The following is a 16,643-nucleotide window of genomic DNA, read 5'->3' as shown; positions in this document are numbered from 1 at the left end:
GGACGACGGGCCGCGCGATCCGGCGGACCGAAGATCGTGTGATCAGGTTTTGCATGGTCAGGTTCCTGCCACACCGACCGNGCCGGTGTGGCAGGAACTATTGGCGTTGCCGCTGACGCAGTCCGTCGCCAGATCTGTTCGTTCCGTCAGTTCGGCAGCTGCCGGGCCATCCAGTTTTCGACGTCTTCCGCGGTTCGCGGAAGTGCGGCGGACATGTTCCGCCTTCCATCCCTGGTGACCAGGATGTCGTCTTCTATCCGGACGCCGATGCCTCGCAGTTCCGGCGGAACCATCAGGTCGTCCGGCTGGAAGTACAGGCCCGGTTCGACCGTCAATACCATGCCCGGTTCCAGCGCCGCGTCGCGATAGGTCTGGTCGCGCGCCTGCGCGCAGTCGTGCACGTCCAATCCGAGCATGTGCGACGTGGAGTGCAGGGTATAGCGGCGATGGACGCCCGCTCCCGGGGAGCGTGGGTCCTCGGTCAGCGACTCCTGCGCACTGACCGGCAGGAGCCCCCAGTCGTCGAGCGCCGTGGCGATGACCCGCATGGCGGCCCGGTGCGGCTCCAGGAAGGACGCTCCCGGCCGGACCGCGTCGATCCCGGCCTGCTGGGCGCGAAGAACCACGTCATAGACCTGGCGTTGCACCTCGGTGAACCGTCCGTTGATCGGAAGCGTGCGGGTGACGTCGGCCGTGTAGAGGGACCGTCCCTCGACCCCCATGTCGAGCAGGGCGAGATCACCGGCGCGTACCGGCCCGTCGTCGCGGACCCAGTGCAGCGTCGTGGCGTGGTGGCCACAGGCGACGATGGAACCGTATCCCACGTCGTTGCCGTCCACCCGGGCCCGCCGCCAGAACGTCCCCTCCAACCATCGTTCTCCGTTGGGCAGGTCCATCGCCCGACCGATTTCTCCCACGCACTCGGTGAAGCCACGCACGGTCGCGGCGATCGCCTCGTCCAATCGGGCGATCTCGAAGTCGTCCTTGAGCAGCCGCAGCTCGGAAAGGGCCTNTGCGAGGGCCAGATCGCGGTCGGTTCCTGGTCCACCCCGGCCGGACCAGCGCAGCACCGAACCGTCCACGACCGGATCGACTCCGCGTAGTACCCGGGTGTTTCCCGGTGCCAACCGCGCGAGCGCGTCCGCGAGCTCCGTGAGCGGCCGGCATTCGATCTCCAGCTGTGCCGTGGTCTCCCGAACCCCCGGTCTGGGACCGACCCACAGTTCCCCGTATCGCCGGTCGGTGTAGAAGGCGGAGCTCGACCGGTCGGACCGCCCGGCGACATAGAGCACCGCATCATGCTCACCGGCCGCGTTGGGTAGCAGAACCAACACGGCATCGGGTTCATGGCAGCCGGTCAGCCAGAAGAAGTCACTTCCGGGACGGAACGGAAAATCTGTGTCGTTTGCCCGTACCCGCAGACCGCCGCTCGGCACCACAAGCGCGTCCGCCGGGAACCGCGAACCCAACAAGGCGCGACGTTTCGTGGTGTAGGGTGCGCAGTCATCGCGGGATGGCACAGCGTCGTCAATCGGCGCCCACCCGGTCGACATAAATCGCCGGAACGCCGCGTGTGGTTCCTCGTCGTGGTTGGCCTGTCCGGGTTCGCGCACGGAATCATCCGATGCCGGAGGTTCACTGGCCCCGGTGGGGACAACGCCCGGCTCGTCGGTCGTGATGAGGTTCGGATCANGCCCGGCCGGCGCGCTCTCGGGCACCCCCGTGCCGGTCGGTGGAGGTGAGCTTTGGTGGGACTGGGCACTCATACCGTTAACGGTAGGCCCCGTTGCGGACGGCGGGTAGCGCGAGGCGCACCGCCATGCCCGGCGCGTTGGCCGGACTTCTCGTCGTTGGTCCGCCGGGCATTTGGTGCATCGCGCCGCCGCGGTGATGCCGGGCCGATGTGGGCGGTCGCGTCGCGACCTGGGCCCGAACGCCGCTACCCACTTCGCCGCCTTCGGACCCTTCCATGAAGACTGTTCCTCCCACCTCGGGTGAGTTAACGAGGGCACGCAATCGGTTGTGGGAGATCTGGGGGATCCGATCGGTTGTGACCTTCCGTCGTGGACTGTTAACTCATCTGCCGGTCGGCGGGGAAGGCGGGTCCACGTTGCACGGATCGAGTCGGTCCGGGGGCGGACGTCCTCGGTGTGCCGTAATGCCGGTCCGATAGCCACCGGCATCGTGCGATTCGGGTGCTGTGCTCGATTCGGGTGCTGTGCTCGATTCGGGTACTGCACTCGATTCGGGTACTGCACTGCGTGTCGCGAACACCATCGGGTACCGGCATCATTGTTGCGCATCCCGATACCGGTGGCTGTCGTCGGGATCGCAGGATCGGGATCGGGCCCGCGACCGGTCTCGATGCTCGGCGTCAGCCNGGGTCCGCCGCCGCTCGGCTCGGCCGGGACGGTCCGGGCGGCACCGTCGGAGTCCGCACGGTCCGCGGGCCGGCCGGGGGCCTGCGAGGTCGTACATCCGACAACCCCTCGGGAATGCCATGACGCCCGTCACCCGTCACCATCGAAAAGACTGTCCGGGAGGGTTCCGGTCCGTCCGCGCCCACGTCGTGCCAAGGTGGTCCGGCGGGTTCGCGCCGGTGGTGGACGGTGCCGACCCCGGGCGGCGCCACTGGCGCGGATGATCTCATCCCGGTGGATGAGGGAGGAGGACGCGGCCATGACCTGGCCTCCGGATCGTCCGGATCGTCCGGAACGGTACGGGCCGACGGCGGGACGCCGGGACGGCGAGCGGCCTGGCCGGTCCGTCCGTGACCCGCGGGACCCACGCCGGGCCCCTGAGGAGGACTGGCCCGTCGGGCAGTGGCCGCGCCGGGAGCACCGGCCCGCTCCGCGGGGTCACGATGATGACGAGCCGCGCGTACCCCCCGGCGCCTACCCCGATCCCTACGGCCGGTACCCCATCGATCACCCGGCGGCCGAGCCCCGGTATGACCGGCCGGCCCCGGAGGGTCCCGTGGCACCCGGGCAGGGCGGCTTACGGCGCGGTCTCACCGCCATGGCCGCGGTGTTGGCGACCCTCGTCCTGATCCTGGCGACCGGTGGCTGGGCCGTGCTGAAGCACTACGACGGTAGGGTGCATCACATCCCGCTGGCCTTCTCCGCCAGCGCGGACCGGCCGGCGTCCGCATCGGGCGGAACGCAGAACATCCTGCTCGTGGGGTCGGACACTCGGACGGGGACCAACGGCGAGTTCGGCCAGGTCGAGGGGCAGCGGTCGGACACGACCATCCTCGCCCACCTCGACGGCGACGGTTCGACGACTCTCATCTCCTTCCCCCGGGATCTGTGGGTGCGGATTCCCGCGTACACCGACGCGGCGGGCACGCAGCACGCGGCGCAGCGGTCCAAGCTGAACGCCGCCTTCTCCTACGGCGGGCCGTCCCTGCTCGTGGCCACGATCGAGAACCTCACCGGGATCCGGGTCGACCACTACGTTCAGATCGACTTCATCGGCTTCCAGGGGATGACGGACGCCCTCGGCGGGGNCACCGTCTGCATCAAGGAGCTTCCCCCCGAGCTGAAGGCACGGGGTTTCGACAACCTGCACGACCATTACTCCGGGTTTTCCGGTCAGGTCGGCGAGAACACGCTGAACGGGGCGCAGGCCCTCTCCTTCGTCCGGCAGCGGTATGGCCTACCCGAGAGCGACATCGACCGCATCCGCCGCCAGCAGCAGTTCCTCGGTGCCGTCTTCCAGCGGATCGCGTCGACGGACACCCTGCTCAACCCGGCGAAGCTGCTCGGGGTGGTCGACTCCGCCACCTCGGCGCTGACGCTCGACGAGGCCACCTCCCTCGCCGACCTCCGGTTTCTCGCGGTGCGGATGCAGTCGATCGGATCGGGCGGCGTCGCGTTCACGACGGTGNCGGCGGCAGCTGGCACCCGCGGGGGGCAGAGCGTCCTAGTTCCTGATCCAGCCCAGCTGGGCACCTTCCTCAAGCCCTTCGGCGGTCGTGTCGCCGACGGGAGCTCCACCGGCGCACTCCCGGCCGGCGCGGGGGGTGGCTCCTTCGCCGCGGTACCGGTGTCCGCCGCGGTACCGGTGGTCTGGTCCCCGACCAGCGCGGCGGGAAGGTCCGTCCCGGGTGACGCGGGCGGGGTGTCCTGCACCTATTGAGGCGGCCTCAAGGCGTTCAGCGCCGAGTGGCTGCCCCGGCGGCGCGGTGGCTGCTCGTCCAGCGCCGCGTTGAGCTCCGCGCCCAACAACACGGCCAGCGCGGTGATGTAGAAGAACAGCAGCGCCGCCACCGGTGATCCGAGCGAGCCGTAGACCAGTTCGTGACTGAACACGATCTCCAGGTAGTACCGCAGCACGCCGCTGCCCACGAGCCAGCAGACGAGCGCGAGGATCGCTCCGGGCAGCGCCCGCCACCAGGGTCGGCGTACCGGCAGCGAGAGGTGGTACAGCGAGGTCAGCATCGCCAGGGCCACGAGTCCCACGACCGGCCAGTAAAGCAGTGTGATCAGGGTACTGACGAGGGGATGGCGACTGGCGTCGAAGATCCGCGAGATCAGTTCGGGCCCCAGGACCAGCGCCGGCAGGAGGATGACCCCGCTGGCCACTTGGGCGAGAAACAGCCACAGCGCCAGGAGCCGGCTGCGTACCGCCGAGCGCAGCTCGCGCTGGCCGTAGGCGATGGTGATGGTGTTGACGAAGGTCGCCATCGCGGTCGACCCGGTCCACAGGGACAGCACGAAACCGATGGAGATCACATCCGGTCGGCCACGGGAGAGGATCTGGTCGATGGTCGGGCGCACCGCGTCGTCGACCACCGATTCGGTCAGCAGGCCGCCGGCGCCGTGAAGGATGCTCTGCCGGGCGCTGTCGAGGGCGTCGGCTCCGATGGCGTCACCGACGTAGCCGAGCGTTCCCAACAACGACAGCAGGAGTGGGGGCAGGGACAGCAGCTGCCAGAATCCCGCCTCGGCCGCAAGCCCCAGGACCCGGTGCCGCCAGGCATTGGTGATGGTCCGATGGGCCAGTCGCAGGGGTCCTCGGGGCAGCCGGCGGCGCTGGCGATCCAGCCGGTGGAACAGCGTGCTGCGCCGGATGGCGGTCCAGGTCGCGGCGTGACGGTTTCTGGCCCGCGTTAGCAGCCCGGGATTCACCTCGACGACCACCCTGCGCAGCAACACCATCCAGCGGCCGCTCACCGGGGACGATGCCACGGGAGCCGGTGTTTTGTTTCCCGCGGCGGACACGGCCCCCACCGTATGGCCTGGCGTTCCCGGGTGCCGAAGGGCACCCGGGAACGGAGTGGATGATCGCGGCGGAGGCCGCCCGGAGTAACGGATGGGCCGCCGGCCAGCGGCGAGGGAAGTGGTCAGGGATCCTGNATACGCCAAAAGGGACACATCGCTAGATCGTGATGTGCCCCTTCAGGGTGCCTGGGCGGCCGAGTTCAGGACACGCTGAGTTTGTCGGTCTCGTCGTGATACTCAACAGCCATCTCACGCAGCTTCGAGTCGTGCGACTTCGCGTGGTGCCGGCAGAACAGGAGATCGCCGCCCCCGGGCAGCACGACCCGCACGTAGGCCTGGGCACCGCACCGGTCGCAACGATCAAGATTGGTCAGCGTCGGCTTCGTGATAGTCCCTGTCACATCTACTCCAACTGTGTTAGGCGGTCAGACGTTCCAACTGACCATGTGACGGTTTACTCACAGCCGGCTCTCGTGGCGTCGTTGCATCCAGAGCGGCGTGGTGTCCGTGGTCCTCCATACCACGAACGGGTACCCGTCTCGGACGCCCGGTCGTCTGATCAGGGACGTCGGGCACCGAAGACGATGTCGTCCCATGCTGGCACTGACTTGCGTCCGCGTCGACCGCCTGCCGGACGTTCGTTCCCACGGGCGGTGTTACTCGGGCGTGCCCGTGACGCAGCGGAGGCGCTCGATGTGTCTACGGTCATCTCGTCGGTCCCGTCCGGCGCATCCTCCGTCTGCGCGGAGGGAGCCTTGGCGGGGGCTTCCCGCCGGGCTTCCCGCCGGGCTGCCGTGCGGCGCGCCCCGGGCGTGGAATCTGTGCCGGATCCGGCGGCTCGGGCGGCTGGTGCCGAGGTCACGGCGGCCGCGGCGGCTGCGGCGGCATCGGTGCCCGCTAGCGCGGCCGGTTCGGCGGGAGCGGATCGCGCTGCCGTACCGACGTCTGGGGCCGACGGCTCCGGTCCGGCCGGGGCCGCGGCGGCTGTCCCGCCCCGCTCCCCGCCGGCGACGGGAGGCACCTGCGCCGAGCCCGGGACCGGCAGCTTGGCGGCTGCCCCGGTGGGAGACGTGGCGGATGTCACGGGCTGCGGACCGGCCGGCGCGACGGCCGGTCGGGAATGCACTCCTGATCGTCCGGTCCCGGACGCGGACCCCACCCTGGGGCGGCTGCCGGGAACGCCTCGCCCCGTCGCGGCCGTCCGGCGAGCGACCTCGCCGCGGATCGGTTCGGGCCGGACGGGACGATCCAGGGACTCGGCTTCCTCGGCCCGGGCGGCCTTCCGCTCCACCGCGCGCGGGTCTCCCGGGGCCGCTGGGTCTGCGGACCGGGCAGGTACGGACCAGGGGGTCACGGCTCGGGTGTCCGCGGATCGGGTGTCCGCGACCACGGGTTGCGGTTCGGCCGCCTGGATCGTCTCCGGACGGGTGGGCGACCCGGGCGACCCGGGCGACCCGGGTGCCCCGGGCGCGATCCCACCGCCCGCGGTGTCCCCGGGATACGCGTTATCCCCGGGATATGCGTTATCCCCGGGATACGACGCGGCCGGGTGGGAGGGCAGGGCCGCGGGCGGAGGGTACTGTCGCTCGGGGAGGCCGTGCTGCGGGGCCGGTGTTCCCGGCGGCAGGCCCGATTCCGCCATCGCAGCGACCATCGGCTGGACCGGGGTGGCCGGGGTGGCGGGGATGCCCTGGTCGTGCACAAGGGTGAGCGCTGGCCCCGCCGCCCGCAGCGCCGCCGACGATGATGGTACGGATGACGGTGCGGGCACCGGCGCCGGCTGCTCTGCCGTCTCCGGCGCCACAAGAGTGCGGGCCGCGTCGTCATGTGGGCGCACCCGGCGCACCACCGGATCCCACGTCCAGCGGGCGCAGCGGCTTTCCGAGGTGAGCTGGACGAGCCAGATGCCGTCGACGCGGCGCCACGCGTCCCACTGCGCCGCGGCCGGATTGTCCTGGGCTCCCATCAGCCGCGCGTCGACGACCTCGCCCAACGGCCGTCCCGGCACCCCCCCCGGATCCTTGGGGAGCAGCGCGGCCCGCGCCTCCTGCACGACCCTGGCACGTTCGGCGAGGACGGGACCCTCATAGCGCTCCACCCGTTCCACCGGGATCCCGGCGGCCCTGGCCACCTCCGCCGCGGTCTCCCCGGCGCGCAGCCTGGCCTGGATCTCCCGTGGGGTGAGCGCGCTCTCGGTACGCACCTCGCTGCGACGCACACCGCGCAGGGCCGCGCGCAGCCGGTCGTCCACGGGCACCCGGAACTGCTCGCCGTCCGTCCTGCCGTTCGCGTCGGTGAGCACGAGGTAGCCGCCGTCCTCGCTGAGTGCGACCGCCCGCAGCTCGCGCATGGCGCCTCCTCCTCCGTCGAAGCCGTACCGCTTGTCGCCGTGCCGCGGCGGGCGGACCGTTGCGCCGGACGCGCATGGGAGCGGATGTCAGCATGATGCGTCAACCCGCCTTCGGCCTGTGCGTCCCGGTAGCTGACAGCCTGCCATCGATGGCGTCGGTCGCGGGCGTGGCGGCGGGCGACACGCACAGTCTGACCGTGTTGGGCCTGTTCGGGCAGTCCCGGAACGTCCGGATCCGGGACGAGTGGACTCGCGACCGGTGGATTATGGTCGCCTGCCGCCCGGGGGGCGGGTCGCGGGACCTCGGCGGCGGGCGGGCCGGGCAGCCGGTCGGGGCCGGTTCTGGTCGACCAGGCCGGAGATGGCGGCGCCGACGATGCCTGCCTCGTTCTGGAGTTGCGCGGGGATCACTCGGGTACGCACCTCGAGCTGGTCGAGGTATTTGTCCGCTCTCTTGCTCACCCCACCACCGATGATGATGAGGTCGGGCCAGAGCAGCGCCTCGATGGTGTTGAGGTACCTGGTCACCCGTTTGGCCCACTTCTCCCAGGAGAGGCCCTCGCGTTCCCGGGCCGCATCGGACGCCCTGGTCTCCGCGTCGTGCCCGGAGATCTCCAAGTGGCCGAGTTCGGTGTTGGGCACGAGCTGGCCGTGGAGGAACAGCGCGGTACCGATCCCGGTTCCGAACGTCGTCACGACGACCAGGCCGGTGGTGTCGCGTCCGGCGCCGAAGGTCATCTCGGCGATGCCCGCCGCGTCCGCGTCGTTCATCACGGTGATGTCCACCGGGCCCGTGGCGGCGGCCGACCCGCCCAGCGCCTCGGCGAACAGGGACACCACGTCGGTGCCGATCCAGGACGGGGCGATGTTCGCCGCCGTGAGCGCCACCCCGTTCTTGACCACTGCGGGCAGGGTGGCTCCCACCGGTCCCGACCAGCCGAAGCGGCCAACCACCTCCGCCACGGTCGCGGCCACCGCGGTGGGCTCGGCCGGCTGCGGAGTCGCCAGCCGGAACCTGGGCGCGGCCAGCGACCCGTCCTCGACGTTGACCGGAGCGCCCTTGATTCCGCTNCCGCCGACGTCANCCCCGAAGACCTGCATCGCCGAGCCCNCCCCTNCCGATGTTCTGNCCTTGCCGNCCCCGCCGACCCCGCCGACCCTGCCGCGGTGCCGTGGGCAGAACCGCCGCCCAGTGACCGCGGACGTCCGTCGACCGCACGAGTTGTAGTCTCGCAGGCGATCGGGGCGGCCACGGTCCGACTGCCCACGTCGTGGCCTCTCCGTCCCGATCGCGTCCCGCCGGTGAGTCCGCCGCCGCGTGGCCCGACTCGGGACGAGCCGCGACTCAGACGAACGGCTCTTACCCTGGAGGAATGAGCCTCACCGACACCCATGGTCGCATCGCGACGGACCTGCGGGTGTCGTTGACGGACCGCTGCAACCTCCGGTGTACCTATTGCATGCCGGCCGAGGGACTCGCGTGGCTCCCTGGCGAGCGGATGCTGACCGACGACGAGGTAGTCCGGCTGGTTGGCGTCGCGGTTGGGCGGCTCGGCGTGACCGAGGTTCGCCTCACCGGCGGTGAGCCCATGCTGCGTCCGGGTCTGGTGGAGCTGGTGGCGCGGCTTGCGGCCCTGCGGCCGCGGCCCGAACTGTCCGTCACCACGAACGGTCTGATCCTGGCCCGCCTGGCGGGCCCGCTGCGGGCCGCCGGTCTGGACCGGATCAACGTCTCCCTGGACACGCTGGACGCGGACCGGTTCGTCCGGATCACCCGCCGGGAGCGGCTCGGTGACGTGCTGGCAGGACTGTCCGCCGCCGCCGCGAGCGGGTTCACCCCGGTCAAGGTCAACAGCGTCCTCGTTCGGGGCGTCAACGACGACGAAGCCCCCCGGTTACTGCGCTGGTGTCTGCGGGAGGGCTACGAGCTGCGGTTCATCGAGCAGATGCCGCTGGATGCGCAGCACGCGTGGCGTCGGGACACGATGGTGACGGCCGGCGAGATCCTTGCCTGCCTGNGGGCGGANTTCNCCCTCACGCCGCTGCNGGGCCGCGGCAGTGCGCCCGCCGAGTTGTTCGAGGTGAACGGTGGGCCCGGGCGAGTGGGGGTGATCGCCTCGGTGTCGGCGCCGTTCTGCGCGGCCTGTGACCGGGTCCGGCTGACCGCCGACGGCCAGGTACGTGACTGTCTGTTCGCCCGGCGGGAGAGCGATCTGCGGACCCCCATGCGTGCCGGCGCGGACGACGAGCGGCTCGCGGCTCTGTGGCGGGCGGCCGTGCGGGGCAAGAAGGCGGGGCACGGCATCGACGAACCGACCTTTCGGCAGCCGGACCGGCCGATGTCCGCGATCGGCGGATGACGGTGGCCCGGTCCGGGTCGTATGCCGGTGTCCCCGCGGGNTGGAGTGCCCTGGTGCTGGCCGGGGGTGGGGCGCGCCGGCTCGGCGGCCGGGACAAGCCGGCGGTGATGGTCGGCGGTTCCACCCTGCTCGAGCGGGTGCTGTCCGCGGTGTTGGACGCCGAACGGGTGGTCATCGTCGGTCCCCGGCGCGACCTGGCCGTCGATCCGATTCCGCCTGGTCGGGTGCGCTGGTGTCGGGAGGATCCGCCCGGCGGGGGACCGGTCGCGGCGATCGCCGCCGGCCTTGTCGAGATCACCACACCGTTCGTCGCCGTCCTCGCCGCCGACCTGCCGTTCCTGACCGGCCGGGAGATCGCGCTGCTGCGCCGCGGGGTCGCGGACCCCGCGGCGCAGGCCGCGCTGCTGGTCGACCCGGACGGCCGCCGGCAGTTTCTGGCCGCGGTGTGGCGGACGGCCTCGCTGTGGGCGGCGCTACCCGCCGATCCGATCGGGCGCCCGGTGCGCGGCCTGTTCGCAGACCGTCCGGTGACCGCGGTCCGGGCGCACGCCCGGACCTGCCTCGACTGCGACGAACCGGCGGATGTGGCGCGGGCCCGCAGCTGGGCCGCGGTGGGCGAGCGTGGCCCGGCCCGGCACGATAGGCCTATGACCTCCGCCGATGACCAGCAGCCTGATCACCAGTCGTGGTCCGATCATCGGGCTTCGGCGGATCCGCCGCCCCCGGAGGCCGGACGTCATCGCCCGCCGCCCGCCGCGGCCGTCGGCTCGGGTGCCGGCAACGTTCGGGACAAGAACGTTCGGGACAAGAACCTCCTGGAGCGGGACGTCCTGGCGCAGTGGGTGTCGGACGTCTGCGCCGAGCTCGGCCTCGACGCGGCACGGATCGACGTGGGCGCCGTCCTCGATCTCGCGCGCGACGTCGCCCACGGGGTCGCGCGTCCCGCGGCGCCACTCACCGCGTTCCTGGTTGGTCTGGCCGCCGGCCGGAACGCGGGCGGTGCCCACGGTGAGGAGGGCGGAGGCGAGGGGGGTACGGATGGTGAGCGGGAGGCCGCGGCTGCGCGCGCGGCGACGTCGGCCGTGCTCGGCCTCCTGGCGCGGGCGCGGGNGGGGACCGGNCCCGCTCAGCCCATCCGGCCCGGACCCGCCTCGTCGAGGTAGCCGCGCATGTCGATCGCCATGGTGCGCACCGCGTCCTGGTCCGGCTCCGCGTACTCCTCGCCACGCGCCGACGCCCGCGCGTATCCGAAGGTCAGTCGCGGCAGCACCTGCGTCGGTGTGTCCATCCCGCCCTCCCAGCCGGGTTCGTCCCCGGTGAACGCGGCAGGTCCGGAGGGCAGGTCGCCGGAGGTGGGGGAGGCCGTCACGACGACCCAGTCGATCACGCCGAGTATGAGGATCGCGGCGAGTGCTGGCAGGGCCGCGATCGGGTTCCAGGCGGCCAGCCCCACCAGGACGAACACCGCGACCACCGTCAGTCCGCCGATGAGGTGCCGCCGCGCGGGACGAAGCGCGGGAACCTTACGACCATGCCGATAGTGCGCCATACCGACAGTGTGCCTGGGATGCCGCGTTCGGCCCGACCGTGGCCGCACCGTCCGAGTGCGGCCACGGTGCCTCACCCGGGATGGCGTTTCGCCCGGCCCGGCGCCCGATCCGGCGCCCGATCTGGAGGAGGCGTGCGGTATGCCCGGGGACGTTGGTTCGACCACGGGGGGATCGGGGTATGCCGCACACGCCGATCCGAGGCCCGGGCAGCGGCGTCCACCTCCAGGTTGGCGTTCGTGTTGCCCCGCAGGAAGATCATGACTTATTGTGATCTCCTTGACTCCTGCGGTCACCGAATCGGGGTTCGGCGTGCCGGAGTGGCGTCGGGCACCCGGAGCATCCGACAGCGGAGGGTATGTACTTCCTCTCTTTTTGGCGAAGGTTGCGTAGGTCGACCCCGTCCTGAGTCACACTTTTCGAAGGAAAGCAAAGGACCATGGCCCGGCGCCGCACCATGTGTTCAACCTCGCGAAGCTGGAGGTTCGCCGTGGAGGCTCGACGTCGGATGACACGTCCGCGCCGAAAGTCCGCCCCTGGCACCCTGCTGCTGCTCAGCGTAATCGTCTCGGTGTTCCTCGCCGCCGCTGCCTGCGGCTCGCCGAGTTACGAATACGTAACCAACAAGAAGGACGGCGCGTTTGTGCGTGTCCCGACCGGGTGGAATCACCAGGAGATGCCCGGACCTGCGCTTTTCGGGATCGACGCCCGCAATGTCAGCCCCGAGATGCTGCGCGGTCTCATGTCGCGGGAATGGGTCGTCGGCATCGACGCGGCCCAGCGGTTCGACAACACCCGGCTCCTCGTGCCGGACGCAACGCAGCCGAAGGGGTTCGTCCAGGTTCGCCACCTGCTCCCGGAGGAGGCCAACGCGGTCTCCACCAACGATCTGCGCAACTTCGTCCTCTCCGTCGACGACGCGGTGGCCGCGCAGGAGCAGGCCGTGCGGCAGAACCCCTACGGTGCGCGGCTGACGCCGAACTTCCTGCTNCTCGCGGACGAGGTTGTGCACAAGAAGGATGGTGTGCACGGGGTGCACCTCGTTTACCAGGTGCAGACCCAGGCCGGGCTGGTCACCATTGACCAGACGAGCCTGCTCGACAACGGGCAGCGAGTGCTCTACCAGCTGATCCTCGCGTGTTCGTCGCTGTGTTACGCCACGCATGGTCAGCAGATCGGCGATGTCGCCAAGTCCTTCACGATCGAGCCGACGGACCGAGGTCAGTAGTCATGGGCGTGAGAGACCAGGCAGGTGGGACCGCCGACGGCGGGGACCCGAAGCCGAATGCCGCCGGTCTGGCTGGTCCCGACCCCGGTGGCACGGATGCGAAGCCGGCGAGCGCGACCGCCGGCAAGCCACGCCGCCGTCCCCTCGCCTTCTGGGACCGGGTGAAGTTCCTGCTCCTGCTCGGGGCGGTCTTCGTCTTCGTCGTGGCGGCCGACGTGTCCGGCAACCCGTTGATGACGTGGGCCGACTCGATCCGCATCCAGGCCAGGAACAGCTGGTGGGTCCTGGCCCTGCTGGGCGTGGAACTGGTGCACCAGCTCCACATGTTCCTGGGCGAACGGTGGTCGGGCTACTACGTCTTCTGGACCGATCGGGTCTTCGGGCAGGCCGAGCGTCGGTTGCTGCGGCTCAACGACTGGAACCGGTACCGGGTCAGCCGTGCGCTGAAGTGGATCGTCGGGGCCGCGCTCGCCCTGTTCGTCTACGCCCGCCTGGCCGATACCTCGGTCTTCGACGCGATGGTGAACGTCCCCGGCGCCGTCTGGAAGGCCATCCCGGCGGTCCTGCAGATCGTCCTGCTCATGGCCCTCGTCGTCGGCCAGTTCGTCGTGATGTTCTGGTTCCTGTCCAAGGGCGGCGTCGACGTCTACTTCCCCGAGGACATCACTACCCGCTTCGCCGACGTGTGGGGGCAGGACCACGTTGTCAGCCGGGTGAAGGAGAACGTTTTCTACCTGGAGCGGCCGGAGGAGATCGAGAGCCGGGGTGGTCATGTTCCCGGCGGTATCCTGCTCTGGGGGCCACCGGGCACCGGCAAGACCCTCATCGCCGAGGCGGTCGCGGGAGAGACCGGGAAGCCCTTCGTGTTCGTCGACCCGGGTGCCTTCCAAGCGATGTTCATCGGGGTCGGCATCCTCAAGGTGAAATCGCTGTTCCGCAAGCTGCGCAAGCTCTCCCTGCGTTATGGCGGGGTGATCGTCTTCTTTGACGAGGCCGACACGCTGGGGAGCCGGGGTCAGCTCGCCGGGGGATTCGGCCGCGGGGCCGGAACCGGTGCCCGGTCGTGGTTTGCCCGTTCCGGGTCGCCCGCATTCGTCCCGGTGAGCGCGGCCCCGGCGGGACGGGTCTCGGCGAGTGCGTTCCCGACCGGCGCCGGGCGCCGGTTCGCCGGCCGGCCCGGATCGGTGGGCGAGGGCGGTCCGGGGGACCTGTGCAACGGCCTGTCCTACCTGAGCGAGGCGGCCCGCGCGGAGATCACCCGTGAGCAGTTCGTGATGGGCGGGGGCGGCGGCGGTTTCGACGGCACCCTGCAGGCGCTGCTCACCGAGATGTCCGGCCTGAAGAAGCCGCGGGGCTTCCTCAACCGGGTGGTGCGCCGGACGTTGGGCATGCGGCCCAAGCCACCGCCCAAATACCGCATCCTCGTCATGATGGCGACGAACATGCCGCAGTCGCTTGACGAGGCACTGCTGCGCCCCGGCCGCATCGACCGGCAGTACAAGGTGGGCTATCCCAGCAAGGAGGGGCGGATCCGCACTTTCGAGGGCTATCTGTCGAAGGTGCGCCACGAGCTCACGCCGGATCAGATCGACCGGCTGGCCATCATGAGCCCGGAGGCCACCGGGGCGACCATCAAGGACACCGTCAACGAGGCCCTGGTCCAGGCGGTGAAGGACGGCCGGGAGGTCATCACCTGGCAGGACATGCTCCGGGCCAGGGTGATCAAGGAATACGGCCTCGCCGACGACCACGAGCACATCGACCGGGAACGGCACAGCATCGCCCTGCACGAGGCGTGCCACGCCGTCGTCGCCTACCGGATGCAGCGTGGGCGGGTGATCGACCTCGCCACCATCGAACGCCGCGGTGGCGTCGGCGGGTTCGTGGCGCACGTCGCGGTCGAGGACCGCATGTTCATGTGGAAGTCCGAGATCGAGGTGCAGGTGATGGTCTCCCTCGCCTCGCTCGTCGGCGAACGAATGTTCTTCGAGGGGGACAACACCGTCGGTGTCGGCGGCGACCTGCGCAGCGCGACCCTGCTCGTGGCCAACTTCATCTCCTCGGCGGCGATGGGGGAGACCCTGGCCTCGCGCCTGTCCATGCNGGAACAGGAGATGGGTAACGCCTCCATCGACGCCGACCGGCCGTTCGGCGAGCAGGTCGAGGGCAAACTTCGGGAGCTCTATGCCCGTACCGAGGAGGTGCTCGCCGCGAACCGGCGGGAGATCCTGGCCCTCACCCACGCGCTGGAGACCCACAAGACGATCACTGGTGAGGATGTGGAGGCCATCATGGAGGGGTACCTGGGCCCCACCGTCGACGGCCGCCGTTACCACGAGCCCGACTTCCTTGCTGTCGCCGAGAGCTATCATTCCAACGCGGTCCAGGCTCATCGCGGGCAGACCCATGAGCTGCACACGCTCCCCGACCTCGGCCGGGCGGCCGTCAGCCCCGCCGAGGCGGCACCCGGGGCCGGATCGGACTGAGCCGACCCGGGTCCGGGCGCGTGCCCTTCATGGCCGTGCCCTTCACGGCCATGCCTTTCACGGCCATGCCTTTCACGGCCATGCCTTTCACGGCCATGCCTTTCACGGCCGTGGCCCGAAGGGAGCCGAAGGCGTACAACGCCGCGCCGATGGCCGCACCCGCGGCCAGGAGCAACCCGGCGCGCGCGCCGAAGGCCTGGGCGACCCAGCCGGCGATCGGGCCGCCGACCGGCGTTGTGCCGAGGAACGCGACCGACCACAGCGCCATCACCCGCCCACGCATCGCCGGGTCGGCCGAGAGCTGGACCGTGGCGTTCCCGGTCGAGATGAAGGCGACGCTCGTCGCGCCCAGCAGCACCATCGTCGCGATCTCGAGTGGCAGCGTCGGCGCGGCGGCGGCGAGCAGCAGGATGACACCGAAGGTCATCGCGGTCAGGCTCAGCGCTCGGGGCCCGATCCGGCGGCGGCGGGCGACCAGCAGGCCGCCGACGACCGCGCCCGCCCCCATGGCCGAGGTCATCAGGCTGTACGTGGCCGCGGTGCCCCCGAAGGTCTCCCGGGCCAGGAGCGGCAGCACGACCTGGAACTCGTAGGACAGCGTGCCGATCATCACCATCATGACCAACGGTACGCGCAGCGCCGGCGTGCGGCGCACGTAGGCGAAGCCGGCCCGCAGCTGCCCCGGCGCCCGGTGTATCGGCGGATGATCATACAGCGCTGAGATGTCCATGCGGTGCAGGGCGAACAGGACCGCGCCGAAGGAGGCCGCGTTGATGAGGAAACAGCCGGCGGTGCCCGCGAGCACGATGACGACGCCGGCGATCGCCGGGCCGACGATGCGCGCCGCGTTTATCGCGACCGAGTTCAGGGTGACCGCGTTCGGAAGGTGCTCCGGCCCGACCATCTCCTGGACGAAGCTCTGCCGGGCCGGGTTGTCAATGGCGTTGCACAGGCCGATGAGCGCGGCGGCCACCCCGACCATCCAGAGTTGGGCCGTACCGGTGAGGTCGAGGATGCCCAGTGCCAGCGCGGCGAGTCCGGAGCCCACCTGCGTGCAGATCAGCAGGCGGCGCCGGTCCGTCCGGTCGGCGAGCAGACCGCCGTAGGGCCCGAAGAACAGCACCGGCAGGAACTGGGCGGCGGTGACCAGGCCGAGCGCCGTGCCGGAGGCGCCGAGCGAGAGGACCAGCCAGCCGAGGGCGATGGTCTGCATCCATGTCCCGCAGAGTGAAACGATCTGGCCGCCGAGGAAGAGCCGGAAGTTCGGCACCCGCAGGGCAGCGAACGTGCCACCTGTCGCCTTCGATGCCGAACCGGCTACCTTCTCCATCTGCAGGGTCATACGTGCACCTCCAGGGAGGGCAACGCCGGCCGGCAGATCGTTATTTCGCATCAGGTAAACATTTTCCTCCAGGGTGGACTCTCGTAACAGAATGGCTCTGATAAC

General features: G+C 70.5%; 12 protein-coding genes. 5 read left to right on the top strand and 7 right to left on the bottom strand.

What is annotated here, in order from left to right; all coding sequences use genetic code 11:
* Nucleotides 1-146 precede the first annotated feature (146 nt).
* Complete coding sequence (locus tag CED_RS08280; RefSeq protein WP_035909699.1) at nucleotides 147-1,553, bottom strand: aminopeptidase P family protein; 1,407 nt, start codon at nucleotides 1,551-1,553, stop codon at nucleotides 147-149.
* 1,126 nt (nucleotides 1,554-2,679) lie between these two features.
* On the opposite strand from CED_RS08280, the gene CED_RS08275 reads away from it, so the two are divergent.
* On the top strand, nucleotides 2,680-4,140 hold the full coding sequence (locus CED_RS08275; protein ID WP_035909698.1) for an LCP family protein: 1,461 nt from the start codon (nucleotides 2,680-2,682) through the stop codon (nucleotides 4,138-4,140).
* Here the strand turns inward: CED_RS08275 and CED_RS08270 are convergent.
* From CED_RS08270 to ppgK, 4 genes are all read right to left on the bottom strand, one after another.
* Nucleotides 4,134-5,225, bottom strand: a complete 1,092-nt coding sequence (locus CED_RS08270) for a YihY/virulence factor BrkB family protein (protein ID WP_235186965.1) — start codon at nucleotides 5,223-5,225, stop codon at nucleotides 4,134-4,136. The two genes, CED_RS08275 and CED_RS08270, sit on opposite strands and share 7 nt — an antisense overlap.
* Before the next feature lie 200 nt (nucleotides 5,226-5,425).
* The gene (locus CED_RS08265) at nucleotides 5,426-5,626 is read right to left on the bottom strand and encodes a hypothetical protein (RefSeq protein WP_011437872.1); all 201 of its coding nucleotides are present in this window, start codon (nucleotides 5,624-5,626) and stop codon (nucleotides 5,426-5,428) included.
* A 158-nt stretch (nucleotides 5,627-5,784) separates the two neighbouring features.
* Entirely contained in the window at nucleotides 5,785-7,575 is a 1,791-nt protein-coding gene (gene sepH, locus CED_RS08260) for a septation protein SepH (protein WP_023840361.1), read from the bottom strand.
* A gap of 264 nt (nucleotides 7,576-7,839) precedes the next feature.
* The gene (gene ppgK, locus CED_RS08255) at nucleotides 7,840-8,676 is read right to left on the bottom strand and encodes a polyphosphate--glucose phosphotransferase (protein ID WP_035909652.1); all 837 of its coding nucleotides are present in this window, start codon (nucleotides 8,674-8,676) and stop codon (nucleotides 7,840-7,842) included.
* Nucleotides 8,677-8,948: 272 nt separating this feature from the next.
* Here ppgK and moaA point away from each other — a divergent pair, with 272 nt between their 5' ends.
* Both moaA and CED_RS25160 read left to right on the top strand, forming a co-directional pair.
* Nucleotides 8,949-9,935 (top strand): GTP 3',8-cyclase MoaA, encoded by a 987-nt coding sequence (gene moaA, locus CED_RS08250; protein WP_035909650.1) that lies wholly within the window; start codon nucleotides 8,949-8,951, stop codon nucleotides 9,933-9,935.
* Entirely contained in the window at nucleotides 9,932-11,098 is a 1,167-nt protein-coding gene (locus CED_RS25160) for an NTP transferase domain-containing protein (protein WP_235186964.1), read from the top strand. The genes moaA and CED_RS25160 overlap by 4 nt, the downstream gene beginning before the upstream one ends.
* On the opposite strand, the gene CED_RS08240 is transcribed toward CED_RS25160, so the two are convergent.
* Nucleotides 11,062-11,484: a hypothetical protein gene (locus CED_RS08240; RefSeq protein ID WP_011437867.1), complete on the bottom strand. Its 423-nt coding sequence runs from the start codon at nucleotides 11,482-11,484 to the stop codon at nucleotides 11,062-11,064. The two genes, CED_RS25160 and CED_RS08240, sit on opposite strands and share 37 nt — an antisense overlap.
* A gap of 506 nt (nucleotides 11,485-11,990) precedes the next feature.
* Between CED_RS08240 and CED_RS08235 the strand changes: the two genes are divergently transcribed.
* On the top strand, nucleotides 11,991-12,710 hold the full coding sequence (locus CED_RS08235; RefSeq protein WP_011437866.1) for a hypothetical protein: 720 nt from the start codon (nucleotides 11,991-11,993) through the stop codon (nucleotides 12,708-12,710).
* A gap of 2 nt (nucleotides 12,711-12,712) precedes the next feature.
* Nucleotides 12,713-15,196 carry an AAA family ATPase gene (locus CED_RS08230; RefSeq protein ID WP_035909649.1) on the top strand — a complete coding sequence of 828 codons (2,484 nt, stop codon included), beginning with the start codon at nucleotides 12,713-12,715 and terminating at the stop codon, nucleotides 15,194-15,196.
* Here CED_RS08230 and CED_RS08225 read toward each other — a convergent pair.
* Complete coding sequence (locus CED_RS08225; RefSeq protein WP_035909647.1) at nucleotides 15,156-16,538, bottom strand: MFS transporter; 1,383 nt, start codon at nucleotides 16,536-16,538, stop codon at nucleotides 15,156-15,158. The two genes, CED_RS08230 and CED_RS08225, sit on opposite strands and share 41 nt — an antisense overlap.
* Between the last annotated feature and the right edge of the window lie 105 nt (nucleotides 16,539-16,643).

Source organism: Frankia sp. CeD (genome assembly GCF_000732115.1).
In the GTDB taxonomy this organism is placed as follows: Bacteria; Actinomycetota; Actinomycetes; order Frankiales; family Frankiaceae; genus Frankia; species Frankia casuarinae.
This window is presented reverse-complemented; position numbering and strand designations above follow the sequence as displayed.

Excerpts from the sequence above, each read along its gene's own strand:
- sepH (WP_023840361.1), bottom strand. The coding sequence starts at position 7,575 with ATGCGCGAGCTGCGGGCGGTCGCACTCAGCGAGGACGGCGGCTACCTC.
- CED_RS08240 (WP_011437867.1), bottom strand. The coding sequence starts at position 11,484 with ATGGCGCACTATCGGCATGGTCGTAAGGTTCCCGCGCTTCGTCCCGCG.
- CED_RS08225 (WP_035909647.1), bottom strand. The coding sequence starts at position 16,538 with ATGACCCTGCAGATGGAGAAGGTAGCCGGTTCGGCATCGAAGGCGACA.